The sequence below is a fragment of the Polaromonas sp. P1_E12 genome (assembly GCF_056405975.1).
Window position 1 is genome coordinate 107,619 of sequence record NZ_JBFUBB010000003.1, and the last position, 18,828, is coordinate 126,446.

19 protein-coding genes are annotated in these 18,828 nt (G+C 65.1%); 5 read left to right on the forward strand and 14 right to left on the reverse strand.

Annotated features, from left to right (window positions below; translation table 11 throughout):
* Positions 1-187 precede the first annotated feature (187 nt).
* Complete coding sequence (locus AC1D13_RS10360) at positions 188-1,423, forward strand: MFS transporter (RefSeq protein ID WP_477666756.1); 1,236 nt, start codon at positions 188-190, stop codon at positions 1,421-1,423.
* Positions 1,424-1,444: 21 nt separating this feature from the next.
* The gene (ssb, locus tag AC1D13_RS10365; RefSeq protein WP_457281543.1) at positions 1,445-1,936 is read left to right on the forward strand and encodes a single-stranded DNA-binding protein; all 492 of its coding nucleotides are present in this window, start codon (positions 1,445-1,447) and stop codon (positions 1,934-1,936) included.
* Positions 1,937-2,012: 76 nt separating this feature from the next.
* On the opposite strand, the gene AC1D13_RS10370 is transcribed toward ssb, so the two are convergent.
* The 3 genes from AC1D13_RS10370 to AC1D13_RS10380 all read right to left on the reverse strand — a co-directional run bounded on the left by AC1D13_RS10370 (position 2,013) and on the right by AC1D13_RS10380 (position 4,008).
* Positions 2,013-2,402, reverse strand: a complete 390-nt coding sequence (locus AC1D13_RS10370) for a nuclear transport factor 2 family protein (RefSeq protein ID WP_477666406.1) — start codon at positions 2,400-2,402, stop codon at positions 2,013-2,015.
* A 4-nt stretch (positions 2,403-2,406) separates the two neighbouring features.
* The gene (locus tag AC1D13_RS10375; protein WP_477666407.1) at positions 2,407-3,306 is read right to left on the reverse strand and encodes an MBL fold metallo-hydrolase; all 900 of its coding nucleotides are present in this window, start codon (positions 3,304-3,306) and stop codon (positions 2,407-2,409) included.
* 63 nt (positions 3,307-3,369) lie between these two features.
* The gene (locus AC1D13_RS10380) at positions 3,370-4,008 is read right to left on the reverse strand and encodes a DsbA family protein (RefSeq protein WP_477689498.1); all 639 of its coding nucleotides are present in this window, start codon (positions 4,006-4,008) and stop codon (positions 3,370-3,372) included.
* Between the two features lie 85 nt (positions 4,009-4,093).
* On the opposite strand from AC1D13_RS10380, the gene AC1D13_RS10385 reads away from it, so the two are divergent.
* Positions 4,094-5,053 carry a LysR family transcriptional regulator gene (locus AC1D13_RS10385; RefSeq protein WP_477689499.1) on the forward strand — a complete coding sequence of 320 codons (960 nt, stop codon included), beginning with the start codon at positions 4,094-4,096 and terminating at the stop codon, positions 5,051-5,053.
* A gap of 109 nt (positions 5,054-5,162) precedes the next feature.
* Here AC1D13_RS10385 and AC1D13_RS10390 read toward each other — a convergent pair whose 3' ends face one another.
* The 11 genes from AC1D13_RS10390 to AC1D13_RS10440 all read right to left on the reverse strand — a co-directional run bounded on the left by AC1D13_RS10390 (position 5,163) and on the right by AC1D13_RS10440 (position 16,122).
* Complete coding sequence (locus AC1D13_RS10390; RefSeq protein ID WP_457281538.1) at positions 5,163-5,624, reverse strand: universal stress protein; 462 nt, start codon at positions 5,622-5,624, stop codon at positions 5,163-5,165.
* 137 nt (positions 5,625-5,761) lie between these two features.
* Positions 5,762-6,715 carry a carbamate kinase gene (gene arcC / locus AC1D13_RS10395; RefSeq protein WP_477689500.1) on the reverse strand — a complete coding sequence of 318 codons (954 nt, stop codon included), beginning with the start codon at positions 6,713-6,715 and terminating at the stop codon, positions 5,762-5,764.
* Positions 6,712-7,710 carry an ornithine carbamoyltransferase gene (argF, locus tag AC1D13_RS10400; protein WP_477687010.1) on the reverse strand — a complete coding sequence of 333 codons (999 nt, stop codon included), beginning with the start codon at positions 7,708-7,710 and terminating at the stop codon, positions 6,712-6,714. Before argF ends, arcC begins: the two co-directional genes overlap by 4 nt.
* 35 nt (positions 7,711-7,745) lie before the next feature.
* Entirely contained in the window at positions 7,746-8,954 is a 1,209-nt protein-coding gene (locus tag AC1D13_RS10405; RefSeq protein WP_477666413.1) for an arginine deiminase, read from the reverse strand.
* On the reverse strand, positions 8,954-10,435 hold the full coding sequence (gene arcD, locus AC1D13_RS10410) for an arginine-ornithine antiporter (RefSeq protein ID WP_477689501.1): 1,482 nt from the start codon (positions 10,433-10,435) through the stop codon (positions 8,954-8,956). Before arcD ends, AC1D13_RS10405 begins: the two co-directional genes overlap by 1 nt.
* 27 nt (positions 10,436-10,462) lie before the next feature.
* On the reverse strand, positions 10,463-10,885 hold the full coding sequence (locus AC1D13_RS10415) for a universal stress protein (RefSeq protein ID WP_457281533.1): 423 nt from the start codon (positions 10,883-10,885) through the stop codon (positions 10,463-10,465).
* Positions 10,886-10,926: 41 nt separating this feature from the next.
* On the reverse strand, positions 10,927-11,370 hold the full coding sequence (locus AC1D13_RS10420) for a universal stress protein (RefSeq protein WP_477689502.1): 444 nt from the start codon (positions 11,368-11,370) through the stop codon (positions 10,927-10,929).
* 170 nt (positions 11,371-11,540) lie between these two features.
* Complete coding sequence (locus AC1D13_RS10425; RefSeq protein ID WP_457281531.1) at positions 11,541-11,909, reverse strand: cytochrome C; 369 nt, start codon at positions 11,907-11,909, stop codon at positions 11,541-11,543.
* Positions 11,910-11,957: 48 nt separating this feature from the next.
* The gene (locus tag AC1D13_RS10430; RefSeq protein ID WP_477689503.1) at positions 11,958-12,647 is read right to left on the reverse strand and encodes a VIT1/CCC1 transporter family protein; all 690 of its coding nucleotides are present in this window, start codon (positions 12,645-12,647) and stop codon (positions 11,958-11,960) included.
* A 32-nt stretch (positions 12,648-12,679) separates the two neighbouring features.
* Entirely contained in the window at positions 12,680-13,228 is a 549-nt protein-coding gene (locus AC1D13_RS10435; protein WP_457281659.1) for a cytochrome b, read from the reverse strand.
* A 35-nt stretch (positions 13,229-13,263) separates the two neighbouring features.
* Positions 13,264-16,122, reverse strand: coding sequence for a cation-translocating P-type ATPase (locus AC1D13_RS10440; RefSeq protein WP_477689504.1), 2,859 nt, complete (start codon positions 16,120-16,122; stop codon positions 13,264-13,266).
* 267 nt (positions 16,123-16,389) lie between these two features.
* Between AC1D13_RS10440 and AC1D13_RS10445 the strand changes: the two genes are divergently transcribed.
* Together AC1D13_RS10445 and ccoS are read left to right on the forward strand one after the other, a co-directional pair.
* The gene (locus tag AC1D13_RS10445) at positions 16,390-18,675 is read left to right on the forward strand and encodes a heavy metal translocating P-type ATPase (RefSeq protein WP_477689505.1); all 2,286 of its coding nucleotides are present in this window, start codon (positions 16,390-16,392) and stop codon (positions 18,673-18,675) included.
* The gene (gene ccoS / locus AC1D13_RS10450; protein ID WP_431095040.1) at positions 18,676-18,813 is read left to right on the forward strand and encodes a cbb3-type cytochrome oxidase assembly protein CcoS; all 138 of its coding nucleotides are present in this window, start codon (positions 18,676-18,678) and stop codon (positions 18,811-18,813) included.
* The last annotated feature ends 15 nt before the right edge of the window (positions 18,814-18,828 follow it).

The window sequence follows — 18,828 nt, forward strand, 5'->3', positions numbered from 1 at the left end:
TCATAGACCGAAGCACCGTTTCAAGCACAATAGCCGGTTGGGCAAGCCACGGGCTGCCGTGGGCTTGCCGCTCCCAGTCGGTCAATCCCGGGTTATTGCCCCGTTTTGGAGCTTTTCTAGCTATTTTTTGGCCGCTTTTGCCCTTTTAATCCCCTTGACTGCGCCTACAGCCCCCATGTCGTTTCCCATGACCGCTACCGAGCGGCGCGCCAGCGTTTCGCTGGCTTCGATCTTTGCGCTTCGCATGCTCGGCCTCTTTTTGGTGCTGCCGGTGTTTGCGCTGGAGGCGGCCAAATACCCGGGGGGCGATGACCCGGCCCGGATTGGCCTGGCCATGGGTATTTACGGCCTGACGCAGGGCATCCTGCAAATTCCTTTTGGGATCGCTTCGGACTGGTGGGGGCGCAAGCGTGTCATCGTTTCCGGCCTGGTCATTTTTGCGCTGGGCAGCCTGATCGCCGCCTGGGCGCCCGACCTGAACTGGCTGATCGCCGGCCGGTCGTTGCAGGGGGCGGGTGCCATTTCGGCTGCCGTTACGGCGCTGCTGGCCGATTCCACCCGCGACGAAGTGCGTACCAAGGCCATGGCGCTGGTGGGCGGCAGCATTGCCCTGATGTTTGCGCTTTCGCTGTTGGCCGCGCCTCTGCTCGCCGGCGCTATCGGCCTGCACGGGCTGTTTGCCCTGACTGGCGCACTGGCACTGGGCGGCATTGCCGTGGTCGTCTGGTGGGTGCCACCCGAACCGGTGGAGCACGTCAATCGGCCGCGCGGCAGCGTGGTGGAGGTGCTAAAGGACACCGCGCTGCTGCGGCTGAATTTCGGCGTGTTCGTGCTGCATGCCGTGCAGCTGGCCATGTGGGTGGCGATTCCGGCTTTGCTGGTGAATGCCGGGCTCGACAAGGCCGCGCATTGGCAGGTCTACCTGCCGGCGGTGCTGGCCTCTTTTGGGGTGATGGGGGCTACGCTGTTTCCGCTGGAAAAACGGGGCTACCTGCGCGCCGTGTTCCTGGGGGCTGTCGGCCTGGTCCTGCTGGTTCAGCTGGGCTTGCTCTGGGTGGCGTCGTCTACCTCGGCGCCGGCCAGCCTGGGCATTCTGGCCGTGCTGCTGTTCCTGTTTTTTTGCGGCTTCAACGTCCTGGAAGCCACCCAGCCCAGCCTGGCCTCCCGGGTGGCGCCAGCCCATGCCCGCGGCGCGGCGCTGGGGGTGTACAACACCTTGCAGTCGCTCGGTTTTTTTGCCGGCGGCGCGGTGGGCGGCTGGATCACCAAGGTGCACGGTGCCCAGGGGCTTTTTCTGTTGTGCGGCGGCCTGATGCTGGCCTGGCTGCTGGTGGCCTGGCCCATGCGGGCGCCCGGCCGGCACGGGGCCGCGGCTGTTACAGACGGCCATGGCACCGCATCGGGCCAGCCAGTTAAACTCTAAGTTAGATCAGGAGAACACCCCATGGCATCCGTCAATAAAGTTATCGTCGTCGGCAATCTGGGCCGGGACCCCGAAATGCGCAGCTTCCCCAGCGGTGACCAGGTCGCCAACGTCACCATTGCCACCACTGACAAGTGGAAGGACAAGCAGACGGGTGAAATGAAGGAGGCCACCGAATGGCACCGCGTGGTGTTCAACGGCCGTCTTGCTGAAATCGTCGGCCAGTACCTGCGCAAAGGCTCGCAGGTCTATGTCGAAGGCAGCCTGCGCACGCGCAAGTGGACCGACAAGGACGGCCAGGAAAAGTACACCACCGAAATCCGTGCCGACCAGATGCAGATGCTCGGCAGCCGTCAGGGCATGGGCGGCCCCGGCGGTGATGACGGTGGCGGTTATGAAGCGCCGCGCCAGTCCGCACCTGCTGCACGCCCGCCGGCCGCCGCACCGCGGCCAGCTCCGGCAGCCAAGGCCGCCAGCGGCTTTGACGACATGGACGACGATATCCCGTTCTAAATACAAACAGTCTTTGTCGATGGAGGCCCACTGTTCGAGAGGAGAGTGGGCTTTTTGTTTGCAGGTGCCCGGATGATCAGCTCATCGCCTGACGGACAAGCAGCGTGTCTGTGAATTGCTCAAAGGCCACGACCTTCCCGCCCCGCAGGTGCCAGACATGGGCCACACGGGCCTGCATGTCCTTTCCCGTGGCGCGGTAAGTGCCGTGGTAGCTTCCCACCCCGAGGATGTGGTCACCACCGTCGACGAGGCTTTGCAGTTCGAAGCGATAACCGATCCAGTCCCTGCCCAGCACGGCAAAGACGTTGTCGACAACCGCTTGCGGCCCGACCCAGGTGCCCGCGCAAGGAAAGCCCGCCATCTCGGTCCAGCGTACCTGGGGCGAGACATGGGCCATCATCTCGCCGATGTTTCCCTGGGCCGAGGCCGCGTAGTGGGCACGGACGATGTCGATGTTCGACATCATGGCTTCAACCCCACTTCATCTCGCCCTTGGCGACTTTGGCACCGATTTGCAGCGCCACGCCCATGCCGGCGTTCGGGTAGCGCCGGGTCATGGCCGCGATGAGGGCGCCGCTGTCGGCTGACTTGGCCAGCACTTCCTCGAAAGCCACGAGGTAGTCGCGGGTGTATTGGATCGCGCTTGCGTCCACCGCCGCCGTGACCGCCATGTGGCCGGGGACCACCACGGCGGGTTTGCGCGCAGCCATGGCATCAAGCGTCTTCACCCAAGCCGCACGGGCCTCGGCGCCCTGCGTGTCGGCGGTCCACACGTGAACACCGGAGAACAGCAGCACGCCGCCGAAGATGGCGTTCAGCGAAGGCACCCAGATGTAGCGGCGGTTGGCCAAGCCATCCGCATCGACGATTTCAATGGCATGGCCTTCCAGGGTGAGGCTGCGGCCGTCGAAGGCCTGGGGCATCACGATGTCCGCCAGCGCCTGTGGGCCGTTTTCCTTGAGTTGGGGGCCCCAGGTTGCCAGTTTCTTTTCCACGTTGCCCTTGATGGCCGCGATCGTGGCCGGTGCCGCGATCACCTTGGCGTCGGGAAACGCCGCCTTGATAGGCGCCAGGCTGAAGTAGTAGTCGGGATCGCTCTGGCTGATGTAGATGGTCGTGAGCTTTTTGCCGGTGGCCTTGATGGCCTCGGCCAATGCCTTGCCGTCTGGAAGCGTAAAGCCCCCGTCGATGAGGACAGCCTCGCGTTCGCCGGAGATCAGCACCGGGGCGCGGAAGAATCCGTGTTCGCCGGCGGGGAAATGTTTCCAGGTCAGGTTGGTATTTGCAGCCATAGCGCTTTTCACTCCTAAGATGGCCGTCGCGACAGCCGCGCCGGCTACAGTTTTGATTGCTTCTCTTCGTGTTGTCATGGTTTTTCCTTCTTCTTGAACAGTTAACTGAAATGGGTTGCGGGGGTGGAGGCGGTGCCGGGCTCAAGCAGCCTCGAGCTCGCCTGCCAGCGCGCGCGGGTTGGAATAAAAATCGGCGTTATTCAAGACCCAGCGCTGCGCGCCGGATTCAGCAACCAGGGTGGGCACGCCCTGCGCGCCGAACTCCCGCATCAAGGCCTGTGCGCGGTCCATGCGGGCCCGGTTGGCGACGAGAAGATCCTCTTCGGGTTGCTCCACCATTGCGGCGGCCTGCTCGAGGCCGAGCCCGCGCAGAACGCCGGCCAGCGTTTCCAGTGAGGTCGTGTCCTTGCCATCCACGTAGCGCGCATTCTGGATCGCCTTGAGGGCTTCCAGTTCCCGGCTCGGCGCCGTCAATGACACGGCGGTCAGTGCCACCGTGGCGGGGCCGCTGTCAAACAAGCGCTGGCGATCACCGAGAACCTGCTCGCGGTACTGCCCGGTGAAGCGCTGCCCCGTCAGGCGCTCGATGCGCTGGTCGTTGGACCAGGCATAGGCGGCGAAGTCACTGTTCATGGGCCGTGCGCCCTCGCCGGCGAACAGCCCGGTCGGCAGCAGTTCGATGCGGACAGCGGGAGTTTCAGCCAATGCCGAGAGCGCCGGCATGGCGCCGTAGCACCAGCCACATAGCGGGTCGAACAGGTAATAAAGGGTTTTGGTCATGGTTTCTTTGGAGTTCTTTGCTCACTGGTTGTGATCGTAGGCACGATCCATTGACTGTTAAAGACATCTCTGATAAACACAATGTATGTTTAAAGCAAACAATCAAGATGAAGGTGGCCTCGGCGGGCTGGGAAACCTGAGGCGCCTGGCCTACTTCGCGGCTGTGGTGGAAACCGGCTCCTTCACCGCGGCTGCGGATCGCCTGGGGATCACCAAGGCGGTGGTCAGCCAGCAGGTTGCGCGGCTGGAGCGCGAATTCCGCACGTCGCTCCTTGTGCGCACCACACGCAAGGTGCAGCCCACCGAACTGGGGCAAGCCTTCTACCTGCGTTGCGCGCTGATCCTGCGCGAGGCCGGGGATGCCTTCGACGACCTGGCCGAAACCTCAGCGGAGCCGTCCGGCATGCTGCGGCTGACCGCCCCCTTCGACTATGGTGTCGGCGTGGTGGTGCCGGCTATCGCCGCCTTTACCCGGCGCTACCCTGCGTGCAAGGTCGATGCCGTCCTCACCGACCAGACGCTGGACCTCATGTCGGGCAACATCGAACTGGCGATACGTGTCGGTTGGCTTGCTGAAACCAGCCTGCAGGCGCGAAAAATCGGTTCTTTCCGGCAACTGCTCGTGGCGTCGCCGGCCATGACGCTGCAAGTGGCGCGGCTTACCGCCCCGCAAGACATCGCCGGCCTGCCTTTCATCGCCAACACCGCTCTTCGCGACCACCTGACATGGAATTTCTCGCTCAACGAGGGTGAGCGCCAGACCGTTAGCGTGCAGGCCTCGATTTTTCTCGACGCCACGCTTGCCGTGCGCGAAGCCGTGTTCCAGGGCGCGGGGCTTTCGGTGCTGCCGGACTATGCGGTAGCGGGTGATCTTGCGGCCGGCCGTCTCATCCAGGTCCTGCCGCAGTGGCATCTGCCTTCCGGCGGTATCCATGCCGTGTTTCCGGCCGCGCGCTTTCGTCCCGCGAAGGTCCGTGCCTTTGTCGAATTGCTGGCAGACAGAGAACAACAACGGCAGGCCGTCAGCGCGTCAAATGGAAGCTGACGCCCAGCCTGGCGCTTGGTCGACATGGCGACGATATTCCGCTCCGAGGATTGCTATTATTTTGATAGCTACTCGCGCACACTTGTTGTGCCCTGCAGCTATGTTTCGTTTAAGCCTGCGCTGAAGGCGCGTCGCGGACGACCAGGACGGGCACCGGCGCCAGCCTCAGGATCTGCTCGGCGCCACTGCCCAGCAGCACCCGTCCCAGGCCGCGCCGGCCGTGGGAGCCGACCACGATGAGATCGGCATTCCAGAGCTTGGCCGCCTCGGCCACCGACTCTCCCAGGCGTTTGCCCGGTTCATCGCAAAGCAACTGGCTTGCAGTGACTCCGGCCGACCCGGCGATGGCCGTCGCATCCGTCAGGACTTTGGCGCCGCTTTCGCGCATCATGCCGACCAGATCGGCCGACCAGGTGCCATAGGGGTCGACTCCACCCAGGTAAGCCGCCTCATTGAAGGCGTGCAGCAGCCGTACGCTGGCGCTGGTTTCCCGCGCCATCGCCAGGCCGGCGACAAGGGCCTTGTTGGAGGTGTCGCTGCCGTCCACGGGAATCAGGATTCGCTTGAACATGGTGAATGCCTCATGTGAGTTGAAACGTTATCCATGGTGGCGATTTTGGGGAGCAGCATGTTGATGCGGATCAAATGTGGACAGATTCGCGACGGTCGGAAGGGCTTCCGGGCGCAGGTCAATCGATTTGCTGCGTTTCACGCATTGGCCGTAATAACCGGGTCTTGGCCCGTGGTGTCCCCGTGGGGGCTGACCTCTGTACCGGCACGGCCCGCCAGCATCTCCTCGATCTGGGCCAGCGAGCCTATCAAAGCCTTCTTGCCGGTCTTGAGCACAAAGCCGGTGGCAGCCTGTACCTTAGGGCCCATGGAGCCTGCGGGGAAGCTATGGCCCAGCAATTCCTGTGGCCTGATCTTGCCGATGGCGTGCTGTGCGGGCGTTCCCCAGCCCAGGTAGACGGCATCCACGTCGGTGGCGATCACCAGGCAGTCGGCCCCCAGTTCCCGCGCGAGCAGGGCGCCCGTCAGGTCCTTATCGATCACGGCATCGATGCCTTGAAGAGAATGCCCGCCGGCGGTGCGCACCACCGGGATGCCGCCACCCCCCGCGGCGATCACCACTGCCTCATGCTGCAGCAGCCAGCTGATCGGGTCCATGCCCAGCACACGCGTAGGGAGAGGCGAAGCCACGACGCGCCTGAAGCCTGCACCGTCCGGCGCGACATGCCAGTGCATGGCTTGCGCAAGCCGTTCGGCTTCCTCCTTCGTGTAAACAGGTCCTATAGGTTTGGTGGGCTTCCCGAAAGCCGGATCGGCGGGGTCGACTTCCACACGCGTAAGCAGGGTGACCACGGGGCGGCCGGGTGGAAGGTGGTTGGCAAGTTCCTGCTCCAGCAGGTAACCGATCATGCCTTCGGTTTGCGCACCCAATACGTCAAGCGGATAGGGCGCCACTGCCGCGTAGGCCGAGTTCTGCAGCGCCAGCAGGCCTATCTGGGGCCCGTTGCCGTGAGTCACCACCAACTCATGACGAAGCGCGACGCGGGCCAGTTGGGCCGCCACGCTCCGGATGTTTTCCAGCAGGTTCTGCGCGCTGAGCGACTGGCCCCGGCGCAGCAAGGCATTGCCGCCCAGCGCAATCACCAGCTTCATGCGAGCGTGGCCACAAGCACGGCCTTGATGGTGTGCATGCGGTTTTCCGCCTGCGTGAACACGATGGATGCATCGGACTCGAAGACCTCGTCGGTCACCTCTATTTCGCTGAGGCCGTAGCGTTCGTGGATCTGGCGCCCTACCTCGGTGTCCAGGTTGTGGAAAGCCGGCAGGCAATGCATGAAGCGGGTTCGCGGCTTGCCGGTAGCCTTCATCAAGGCGCTGTTGACCTGGAAGGGCAGCAACTGCTCAATCCTGAGCTTCCAGGTGTCGTCGGGCTCACCCATGGACACCCAGACGTCGGTGTAGAGAAAGTCAGCGTCCTTGACAGCCTCGGCCGGATCGTTGCTGAGGGTGATGCGCGCGCCTGTTGTCCTGGCCAGCTCGCGCATTTCGCTCACCAGCCCGGGCGGTGGCATCAGCGCGGCGGGTGCGGCGATGCGCACGTCCATGCCCATCTGCGTGCCGCCCACCAGCAGCGAGCAGCCCATGTTGAAGCGGGCGTCGCCCAGGTAGCAAAAAGACAGTTCATGCAGCGGCTTTTCGCCGAACTCCTGCATGGTCAGCAGGTCGGCCAGCACCTGGGTCGGGTGCGACTCATCTGTGAGCCCGTTCCAGACCGGGACGTGCGAGAAGCGCGCGATTTCTTCCACCACCGTCTGGTGAAAGCCGCGGTACTCGATGCCGTCGTACAGCCGCCCCAGCACCCGCGCCGTGTCCTTGAGAGACTCCTTGTGCCCCAGCTGTGAGCTGACCGGGTCGATGTAGGTCACGTGGCCGCCCTGGTCGTGCACCGCGACTTCGAAGGCGCAACGCGTTCGGGTGGAAGCTTTCTCGAAAATCAGCGCGATGTTTTTGCCCTTGAGGCGCGCGAGCTCATTGCCCGCGTATTTCGAGCGCTTGAGCTCGGCGGCCAGGTCCAGCAGGAAGCGGATGTCCCGCGGGGAAAAATCCTTGAGGTCCAGAAGACTGCGGTTGTGAAGGTTGAAGCTCATGGGTAGCCGTCTTTCGTGGATGCCTCAATGGCGGGTCAGGCAGCGTCACGCTCAATCGGACAGGACATGCAGTGGCTGCCGCCGCGGCCCCGGCCCAGCTCCCCGCTGGGGATTGTGATGACCTCGACACCGGCCTTGCGCAGAAGGGTGTTGGTGTGGGTGTTGCGGTTGTAGGCCATGACAACGCCGGGCGACAGTGCCAGCACGTTGTTGCCGTCGTCCCACTGTTCGCGCTCGGCTTCATAGGCATTGCCGCCGGTGGCGACAACGCGCAGCTTTGCAATACCCAGCGCCTGGGCGAGCACGTCAAGAAAGGGGCCGGTTTCTGCCCTGACATCCAGCGCGCCGGCTTCGTTGCCGGGTCTGAGGCTGAACACGCGTATGGCCTGCACGATCTCGGGAAACACCGTCACCAGGTCGCGGTCGCAAAAAGTCAGCACCGTGTCCAGGTGCATGGCCCCGCGCGACTTGGGCAGCTGGGCGGCCAGCACCCGGGTCGCGGCGCCGCGGGCAAACAGGCTGCGCGCCAGCTGGCTCACGGCCTGCGGCGAGGTCCGCTCGCCCATGCCGATCAGCACCAGGCCCTGGCCCAGAGGCATGATATCGCCGCCTTCGAGCGAGGCCTGCGCGTGCGGCTGGCCCGGATCACCCCACCACTCGGCGACCTTGCCGGCAAACGCAGGGTGAAAACGGTAGACGGCCGCCATGAGCAGGGTTTCCTGCCGGCGTGCGGGCCAGTACATGGCGCCCAGCACCACACCGTCGCCTATCCAGCAACTGCTGTCGCGCGTGAAGAGGGTATTGGGAAGGGCGGGCAATAACAGGTCGGAGGCGCTCGCGCACGCGGCCGTAAGACCCGGCAACTTGAAGGGCAGGTCCACCGGCGTCAGCCCGCCAATCAGGAACTCGGCCAGGCGGGCCGGCGGCAGTTCTTGCAGCCAGGGTCGCAGCACGGCGGCGGCTTCCAGGTCGATGCCGGTCAGCTTGCGGTCCAGCAGCCAGTCGCGCACCGCTGGGTCGCTGACTGTGACTGCGAGAAGGTCGTGCAATTCCAGCACTTCCACGCCTTGCTCCGTCATGGCGCTGGTGAACGCGTAATGGTCGTTTTTTGCCTGCGCGACCCACATCACATCGTCGAACAGCATGCTTTGGCAGTTCGCGGGCGTCAGGCGCATATGCGCCAGGCCCGGCCTGCAGACCAGTACCTTGCGCAGCCGGCCCGTCTCTGAATGAACGCCGGCCATCACAGGCTCAACTGACCGGTGGCGAGCATCCAGCCGGCCACCGCTGCGAGCGCGAGCACGGCTGCGAGCATGGCTTTCTCGCCAGCGGTAAAGGGCTGTTTGTTGCCCTGCCGTTTGGCGATGAAATACAGGGCCGCGCCGGGGGCGTAGAGCAGAGCGCTCAGCAGGAGGTATTTGGCGCCGGCGGCATACAGCAGCCACAGGCAGTACACCGACGCGAGCGCGGCCACCGGCAGGTCCAGCGACCCGCCGGCGGTGCCTTCCCTCGTTGGGCCCTCACCGCGCAGCAGCACCTTCAGGCCGTAAAGCGCGCTGAACAGGTAGGGCAGCAAAATCATCGCGGTCGACAGCGAGATCAGGGCCAGGTAGGAAGCCTTGGAGACCAGCGTGACGATGAGGAAGATCTGAACCATGGCGCTGCTCAGCCACAGGGCATTGGCCGGCACGCCCTTGCCGCTTTGGCGGCCCAGCCATTCGGGCATCACGCCGCTGTTGGCCGGTGTGAAGAGCGACTCCGCAGCGAGCAATGTCCAGGCCAGGAAGCCACCGCCGACGGAAACGATGAGGCCGACATAAATCAGCACAGCGCCCCAGGTGCCCACGGCTTTCTCAAGCACGCTGGCCATGGAGGGATTCTTCAATCCGGCAAGTTCGGGCTGCGTGAAGATGCCCAGGGACAGCAACGAGACGGCCATCAACAGTGCCAGGCAGATCAGAAAACCAATCACCGTGGCCTTGCCGACGTCCTTGCGCTGCCGCGCGCGCGCCGAATAGACACTGGCGCCTTCGATGCCGATGAACACCCACACCGTCACCAGCATGGTGCTCTTGACCTGGTCAAGTACGGAGCCGAGTTTGGCGCTGCCCCAGAAGTCCAGGCTGAAGGTGGGCGCCTGGAAAGCGGCGGCGGCCAGCACAATGAACAGCAGCAACGGAATGACTTTGGCGACTGTGACAATCGCATTGACCCAGGCAGCGGTGTTGATGCCGCGCAGCACCAGCGCGTGCACGATCCACAGGACTATCGACGCTCCGGCCACGGCCGCGGGCGTGTTGCCTTCGCCGAAAGCTGGAAAGAAATAACCGAGCGCACCGAAGGCGGCCACCAGGTAGCCGACGTTGCCGATCCAGGCGCTGATCCAGTACCCCCAGGCGGAGTTAAAGCCGATGTACTCGCCTGACAGCGCGCGGGCATAGGCATAGACGCCGTTGTCCAGTTCGGGCTTGCGCAGGGCCAGCATCTGGTAGACGCGCGCCAGCACCAGCATGCCCACGCCCGTGACCAGCCAGCCGATCAGGATGGCACCCGCGCCGGCGCCCGCCGCCATGTTTTGCGGCAGGCCGAAAATGCCGCTGCCGATGATGGAGCCCGTCACCAGCGCGACCAGCAGCCCCAGGCCCAAACCGCCCTGCGCCTGGCGTGTGGTGGGAATAGCCCGCGGCGGCGACACGGGGGAGCGGGTATTTGACAGTGTGTTCATGGCAGGCCTTCCGTAAAAGATGATCGGCTACTTGACCAGCAGCACCGGCACGTCAACGTCCGCCACTACCCGCTGGGCAACGCTGCCGAGCAGGGCGCGGCCCAGCAAACCATGGCCATGGGTGCCCATGACCAGCATGTGTACCTTTTCACGTTTCACCGCCTGCGCGATTTGTGTGGCCGGTGTGCCGGCGACCCAGGAGGCCCGGAAAGTGATGTCATGGCGTTTGAGAAAGCGTTCTATAGGCTCCAGCACTTTCTGGGCTTCGTCGCGGTGGTAGGCATGTACCGTGGCGGCGCCCACCATGGACTTGACGCGTGGAGGAACAGCGATCTGTACATTGAGCACGATCAACTCCGCGTCGGGCCCCATCAGGGTTTCGTGCGTGACCAGAAAGGCGAGGGCTTTTTTTGTGAACTTGCTGCCGTCAACGGCCAGAAGGACTTTCATGGTTGTCTCCGGAAAATGGAAAAAAATGAGACGGCGCGCGCTCAGCGCAGGACAAGGACGGGGATGCTGCTGTGCGTGAGCACCTGCTGGGTCTCGCTTCCGAGCAGGATGCGAGAGAGGCCCTTGCGGCCGTGCGAGGCCATGACGATGAGGTCGCACTTGTTCTTTTTGGCTGCGGCCAGGATGGCGGTGGCTACGAGGTCGGACTTGGCGATCACGGATTTGGCCTGGACGCCCGCAGCCTCGGCGGCCTTTTGCGCCGCGTCGGCAATGGCCTGACCCTTGCCGGTCCATTCCTTTTCAATGCGCCCGACTTCCTGCGGCGAAATTGTGGCGCCGCCCTCAAAGTAGCTCATGGGATAGCGCGGCACGACGTTGAGCGCCACGAGTCCGGCATCCAAAGACACGGCAAGGGCGATGGCGTCTTTGACCGCTTTTTTGGAAAGCGTGGAGCCGTCGGTGGCAACAAGAATGCGCTTGTACATGGTGGGTTCTCCTGTGTTGATTCGTTTGCAGTCTAGGAGCGCCGCGGCGGCCCGGTCTTGATTCATGTCAAGGGCGCGGCAGATGACGTCGGCCCTCCACTGTGGCGCTTCCGGTGAGATCTTTCGATGTGCGCAAAACCGCATCGGCCGGGAAGCTATCCGAAGCAGCTTCAGGGCGCGGCGGAAATCCTCTGCGGCGGCCCGGGCAAGACGAGTCCGACGGGAGCGGTGCGCGGATACCGGTAAATCGTGTCATTCAGGTAGCCTGCCACTTCCACGATATCCGCCTCGTCCCATTGCAGCCCGGTGTTGCCTTGCCAGAGGCGAACCTGCACTTTCAGGCTCTCCCAGTCATGGGCGCGCCGGTTGTTGCGCCAGTGCATCTCCGAGGTGTGGCAAGCAATGCAATGCGTCGTGTACAACAACTCCCCGCGGGTTTGTACGGGCATCGTCTGGCCATGCGCCGACAGGCCGGCGAACCCGATGGCGGCCAGCACAAGATACCGGCCGGGAAATGCTTTGGTGGAGGGTGATGGCATGGGGTGACTGTGCGCGCAGTATCGGGTGCCGTCTGTTCGCCAGCAGACTTAGACCACGGCCCCAAACAGCGCGCCCACACCCGCGGTAATGCCCATGGCCAGCGCACCCCAGAAAGTCACGCGCCATGCGCCGGGCAGGATCCCCGCGCCGCCCGCGTGGGCGGCCATCGCGCCCAGAAAGGCCAAAAATGCCAGGGAGGTTCCCGACACCCACCAGATCAGTGTGGCGCCGGGCGCCATCGCGGTAACGACCAACGGTAAAAGGGCGCCACATGCAAAGCTGGCCGCCGACGCGAGCGCGGCCTGTATGGGCCGGGCGGCCATGCTGTCGTGAATTCCCAACTCGTCGCGCGCGTGTGAACCCAGGGCGTCATGAGCCATGAGCTGCTCCGCAACCTGCCGCGCAAGCGCATCGTCCAGCCCGCGCGCGATGTAGATGGCGGTCAGTTCGCGGTGTTCGGCCACGGGGTCTTTTTCAAGTTCGGCCCGCTCCCGGGCCAGGTCGGCCTTCTCGGTATCGGACTGCGAGTGCACCGACACGTATTCGCCCGCGGCCATCGACATCGCGCCGGCCACCAGGGCTGCCACGCCCGTCATCAGCACATTGCCGTGTGTGGCGCTGGCGGCGGCCACTCCCACTATCAGGCTGGCGGTCGATACGATGCCGTCATTGGCACCCAGAACGGCAGCGCGAAGCCATCCGATGCGTGAAGTCCTGTGCCATTCAATATGTCTCATGCACTCATCCTTCGTTTAGGGGGTAGTTTGAATCAGCGGCGGCCGGGAAGCATGCGAGCCAGCGTGTTGTCACGCAGCCGGTAGTGGTGATACAAGGCCGCCAATGCATGCAAGCCCACCAGGAAATACCCCGCTGTCGCTCCCGCTTCGTGGACTTCCTTGATCCAGCCCGCCGCATCTTTGCTCTCGGCCATCAGCGCGGGCAGTTGCAGCCCAAAAAATGGAATGGGCTGACCACGGGCGCTGAGTATCAGCCATCCCGCCAGGGGCATCCCTATCATGAGCAGATAAAGCCCCGCCTGCACCAGCCAGGCCAGGCGGCTTTGCCACAGCGGCGGTGCCGGGGCTACGGGTGGGGCGCGATGCCGGAGATTGACCGCCAGGCGAAGCCAGGCCAGCACAAAGACGGACAGGCCCAGCATGTAGTGCCAGGCCCTCAGCCCGTTGCGCATGTCGCTGCCCTTGGGAAAGGCGTCACTGAGCTCCATGCAGAGGTAGACCGCCGCCAGCAAGACAAGCATGAACCAGTGCAAGCCGATGGAGAGCGCACCGTAGCGGTTTTCCGGGTGGGGTTTTGACATCATGGTGTTTCTCCGGCGTCGTCAGGGTGAAGTCTTCACTGCGGGCCGCCGGCCGCGGCGGTTCGCGTTTGCGCATGTCTGCGCCATGCCCGGCTGGCCAGTTTGCGCAATTCGGCGTGCCACAGGACCGTGCTGGCCATGGCGGCGCACAGCAGCCATTGTTCAAACGTAAGGGGCACCGTGCCGAAAGCGTAGTTCAGAAACTCCAGGTTGACCACCGCGATCTGCAGGCCCAACGACAAGCCCAGCGCGGCCCATAGCCATGGGTTGGAGAAAAGGCCGCGAAACGCGGAGGCGGATTCCGAGCGCGCGTTGAAGGCATTGAACAGGTGCGCCAGCACCAGCACGGTGAAGCCGGCGGTGCGGGCGACGGCCAGGTCCTGGTTGCCCTCGATCAGCCCGCCAGGCAACAACATGTCCATGGTCAGGAGCGTCACCACCGCGATGACGGCGCCGGTCTGCAATATCCCCGACCACATGCGGCCATCGATCACGCGCTCATCGCGGGTGCGGGGCTTTCGCGTCATGACGTCGCCGACCGCGGGGTCTATGCCCATGGCCAGCGCCGGCCAGGAGTCGGTGATGAGGTTGAGCCAGAGGATCTGTGTGGCCAGCAGGGGCAGTACCACCGCAACGCCGGGGGCTTGAAGCCCGATGACGCCGGCACCCACCACACCCAGGAACACCGTCAACACCTCCCCCATGTTGGAGGACAGCAGGTAGCGCAGGAATTTCCGGATGTTGTCAAAAATGCCGCGCCCTTCGCGCACCGCCTCCACGATGGTGGCGAAGTTGTCGTCGGCCAGGATCATCCGGGCGGCCTGCCGTGTCACTTCGGTGCCGGTCAGGCCCATCGCGATGCCGATGTCCGCGGACTTCAATGCGGGGGCATCGTTCACGCCGTCGCCTGTCATGGCCACCACCTGGCCGTCGGCCTGCAGCGCATCCACGATGCGCAGCTTGTGCGCCGGCGCGACACGCGCATACACCGACGTCTGGCGAACCGCGGCGGCAAATTCCGCATCCTCCAGACTGTCCATCTCAATGCCGGTCAGCGCGGGCGATTGCGCGCCGCGGATTCCGAGGTCCGCGGCAATGCGCAGCGCCGTGCGCGGGTGGTCGCCCGTGATCATGATGACGCGGATGCCGGCACGCTGGGCCTGGCGTATCGCCACGGCCGCTTCCTCGCGCGGCGGATCCATCAGGCCGGCCGTGCCGACGTAGACCAAGTCTTCTTCCAGTGATGCGGATGCCGGGTCTTCACCGGCGTGCAGTGGACGGAAGGCAACGGCCAGTGTGCGCAAGGCCGCGTCCGAGAGGGTGTCGACGTTGCGGAGCAGGGCGGCCTTGCGGGCGGCATCCATCATCACGGTTGCCGCGCCCACCTTCACATGGGTGCAGCGCTCGATCAGCACGTCCGGCGCGCCTTTGCTGATGAGCATGGCGGCGCCACCTTGGTCATGGTCACGCTCAATCACCGACATCATTTTCCGGTCCGACGTGAACGGAATCTCCCTGATGCGGTCATAGCGGCCGGCGCGTGCCTGGAGTGAAGGGTCGAGCTTGCGCGCGGCGACCAGGAAAGCCGCCTCCGTGGCATCGCCCTGAATCCGCCAGATGCCGGCGGAGTCCTGCCGCAGGCCGGCATTGCCCGCCAGGCTGCCGCCCAGCAGCGCAAACGCCACCTCTTCCCGCAGCGGCCCGGCGGCGAGTTCGCCGCCGGCCTGCTCGACGCGGCCTTCAGGTACATAGCCCACGCCCGTCACCTCCACCATGCCGGATGCCGTTGCAATGCGCGTCAGGGTCATTTCCGCGCGCGTCAGTGTGCCTGTCTTGTCCGTGCAAATGACGGAGGCGCAGCCCAGTGTTTCCACGGACGACAGGTTTTTGATGATCGCCTTGTGCCTGGCCATGCGCTGCACCCCCATGGCCAGCACCACCGACAGGATGGCGGGCAGGCCTTCCGGAACCGCCGCCACCGCCAGCGCCACGCCGAGAAGCAGCACAGCGATGACGTCGCCGGCCGTGCGCAGTTCTGACAGCATCAGGATGGTGGCCACCACCACGGTGGCAATAATGAGCACCGCGATGCCGAGCATCCGGCCCAGCCGGCTTACTTCCCGCGTCAAAGGGGTAGGCGCTTGCGACGTCGCCTCGAGCATGGCGGCAATGGCGCCCATTTCGGTGTTCATGCCGGTAGCCGTGACTACCGCGCGGCCCGTGCCCTGGGTGATGGCCGTGCCCCTGAAGACCATGTTCACGCGGTCGCCCAGCGCGGCCGGGGCCCGCAACGAAGCGGTGCTTTTCAGCACGGCGAAGCTTTCCCCGGTCAGCGAGGCCTCGTGGACACGCAGGGCGGTGGCGGCCGCCAGCCGCGCGTCGGCGCCCACCACGTCCCCCTCATTCAGGACCAGCAGGTCGCCCCGCACCAGCGACGCCAGCGCCACTTTTTGCACGCGGCCGTCCCTCATCAGCGAAGAACTCGCCTGCGTGAGTTTGGCCAGGGCCACCACCGCGCCGCGCGCCTTGGCCTGCTGAACGTAGCCCAGCGCGGCATTGAGCAGGACGACGACGGCAATCACCAGCGCGTCAATCGGCCAGCCTTGCCGCCCGTCCATGGCCCATGCGAGCAGCGAAATGGCAATGGCCGCTAGCAGTAAATAGATCAGGGGGTCCTGGAACTGCGAGAGAATGCGCCGCCACGCACTCACGGGCGGCGCGGCGTTGAGGGTATTGGGCCCTTGCGCGCCAAGCCGCCGTGACGCCTCGCCGGAAGAAAGGCCGCGCAGCAGGTCCGCGCCCGTGCTCGCGGCGACGTCCTCGATCTCGCGCACCGACGGGTCGCAGGGTGTTTCGGGCTGCGGGCTTTCTTCAGCGGCGCGGGGAATTTTCATCGTTGTCTTTTTTTATCCGGTTTTGCCCAGGCGGCGGCAAACGGCAAGCCAGCCTGGAGGCTGCACTCGGCAGGTGCCAGTCTGGCGGCTGCGGAAGGTCCGCCGCTTGTCCTGGATCAAGGCGATGCCACTTCGGCAAACCCTGCATTGCTGTTATCGCAAACATCCGCCTATCGGACTGTTCGATAACGTACAGAGAGGCGCCGCACCCGCCCAGGCTTGATCCATATCAAGGGCGCGGCATGCCGTGCTGGCTACCCTTGCGTCATGCAAACCGCCATCGCCCCGGCTTCCGCCGGTCTCTTGCCGCCCGCCGCCGCATGGGCCGTGCTCGACGAGTCGGCCGAATGGGAGGGCTTTAGCCGGCCGGTCGCGGGGCGCGAGGGCTGGTGGGAGTCGTACCTGGCGCTGGAGGGCATGCACTGCGCGGCCTGTGCGCTCACGGTCGAGGAGGTTTTGCGCAAGCTGCCCGGCGTGGATACGGTCCAGGTCAACGGCGTGACTGCCACGGCGCGGCTTCAGTGGCATCCGCAGACCACGCAGCCTTCTTATTGGATTGCGGCATTGCACCAGGCCGGTTACGGCGCCTTGCCGGCAGGCGACCTGCTGCTGGCCGGCCGCAGGGTGCAGGCTCAGCGGGTGATGTTGTGGCGCTGGCTGGTGGCGGGTTTTTGCATGATGCAGGTCATGATGTACGCGGCACCGGCCTATCTGGCGCCGGCGGGCGAGATCACGCCCGACATCCAGGCGCTGCTGGGCTGGGCCTCCTGGGTGCTGACCCTGCCGGTGCTGCTGTTTTCCTGCTGGCCGTTTTTTGCGGCGGCGCTGCGCGATGTGCGCAACCTGCGCATCGGCATGGACGTGCCGGTGGCGCTGGGCGTGCTGATCGCCTTCGGTGCCAGCACGGCCGCGACCTTTGACCCGGCGGGCCCCTGGGGTGACCATGCCTCGTACGACTCGGTGCCCATGTTCGTTTTTTTTCTGCTGTCGGGCCGACTGCTGGAGCAGCGCCTGCGCGACCGCACCGCCGGTGCGCTGGAGGCGCTGATGCGGCGCCTTCCGGACAGCGTGGAGCGGCGGGAAGCCGATGGCAGTTTCCGCGCGGTGGCCGTGCGCCGCCTTGTCGCCGGCGACTTGATTCGGGTGCTGCCTGGTCAGGCTTTCCCCGCTGATGGGGCCGTTGAGGGCGGTGAGAGCCGGGTCGACCAGTCGCTGCTCACCGGCGAATCCAAACCCCTGCTGCGGCGGGTGGGCGATGGTGTCATTGCCGGCAGCCACAACCTCACGGGTGTGCTGCAGGTGCGCGTGCTGCGCGTCGGGCCGGAAACCCGGTACGCCGAAATCGTGGCCCTGATGGAGCAGGCCTCAGTCGAAAAGCCAGGCCTGGTGCAACTGGTGGACCGCGTCGCCAGTCCCTTCCTGGTGGCCGTGCTGCTGGCGAGCGCCGCCGCAGCCGTGTGGTGGTGGCCTTTTGGTCAGGCGCATGCGATGGCGGTCGCGGTCGCGGTGCTCATCGTGACCTGCCCTTGCGCCTTGTCGTTGGCCACGCCGGCGGCCATGCTGGCCGGCGCGGGCGCACTGGCCCGGCGCGGCGTGCTGGTGCGCAAATTGCAGGCGCTGGAAAGCTGCGCTGCCATCGACACCGTGATCTTCGACAAGACCGGCACGTTGACAGAAGACCGCATGCAAGTCGTGATGGCCCATACGCCTGCCGGTGTGAACCGCGACGAGGCGTGTGACTGGGCGGGGGCGCTGGCCAGGCACTCGCTGCATCCGGTCTCGCGCGCCATCGCCGCCCGCTTTCCCGCAGCGGACTGGGTGGCCAGCGAAGTGGAGGAGGTTACCGGACGGGGCCTGCGCGGCAAGGTGGCCCGGTTGGACGGCAGTGAGCCGCATTACCTCAACCTGGGGGCGGCCTTTTTTTGCGGCGTGCCTGTGCCGGGCCGCGATGTGCCGGTGTTGCAGGCCCATCTGTCCGATGGCGAGCACTACCTCGCGGGTTTCGAGCTTGACGAAGCGATGCGGCCAGACGCGGCCCAGGCCGTGGACGCGTTGCTCAAGCTCGGTGTCCGCGTGCAGCTGCTTTCGGGCGATACGGGCCAGGCTGTCACCCACCTGGCGCGCCGGGCAGGCATTGAGTGGTGCTTTGGCGAATGTACGCCTGAGGTCAAACTGGAACATGTGCGCCGCCTTCAGCGCGAGGGCCATCGCGTCATGATGGTGGGTGACGGCATGAACGACGGGCCGGTACTGGCCGTGGCTGATGCGTCCATGGCCATGGGTCAGGCCGTGCCGGTGGCTCAGGCAAGGTCGGATTTCATCATGACCGGCAACCGGCTGCTCACGGTGCCAGCCCTTGTCGCGCAGGCGCGGCGCACCCGGGCGGTCGTGCGCCAGAACCTGTTGTGGGCAGCGGTTTACAACGCGACCTGCGTACCGCTGGCGGTTTTTGGCTATATGCCCACATGGCTGGCCGGCTTCGGCATGGCGGCCAGCTCGCTGCTGGTGGTGGCCAACTCGGCCAGGCTGGCGCGCACCCCGCCGGAGAACTAGATGGATATCCTGTTCCTCTTGATCCCACTCTCAGTCGTGCTGGCCTTGCTGATCATCGGCGCACTGGGCTGGGCGGTATGGCGAGGTCAGTTCGAGGCGCTTGAGCAGGAAGCCGAGCGCATTCTGCACACTGATTGACCTGCATCAAATGGC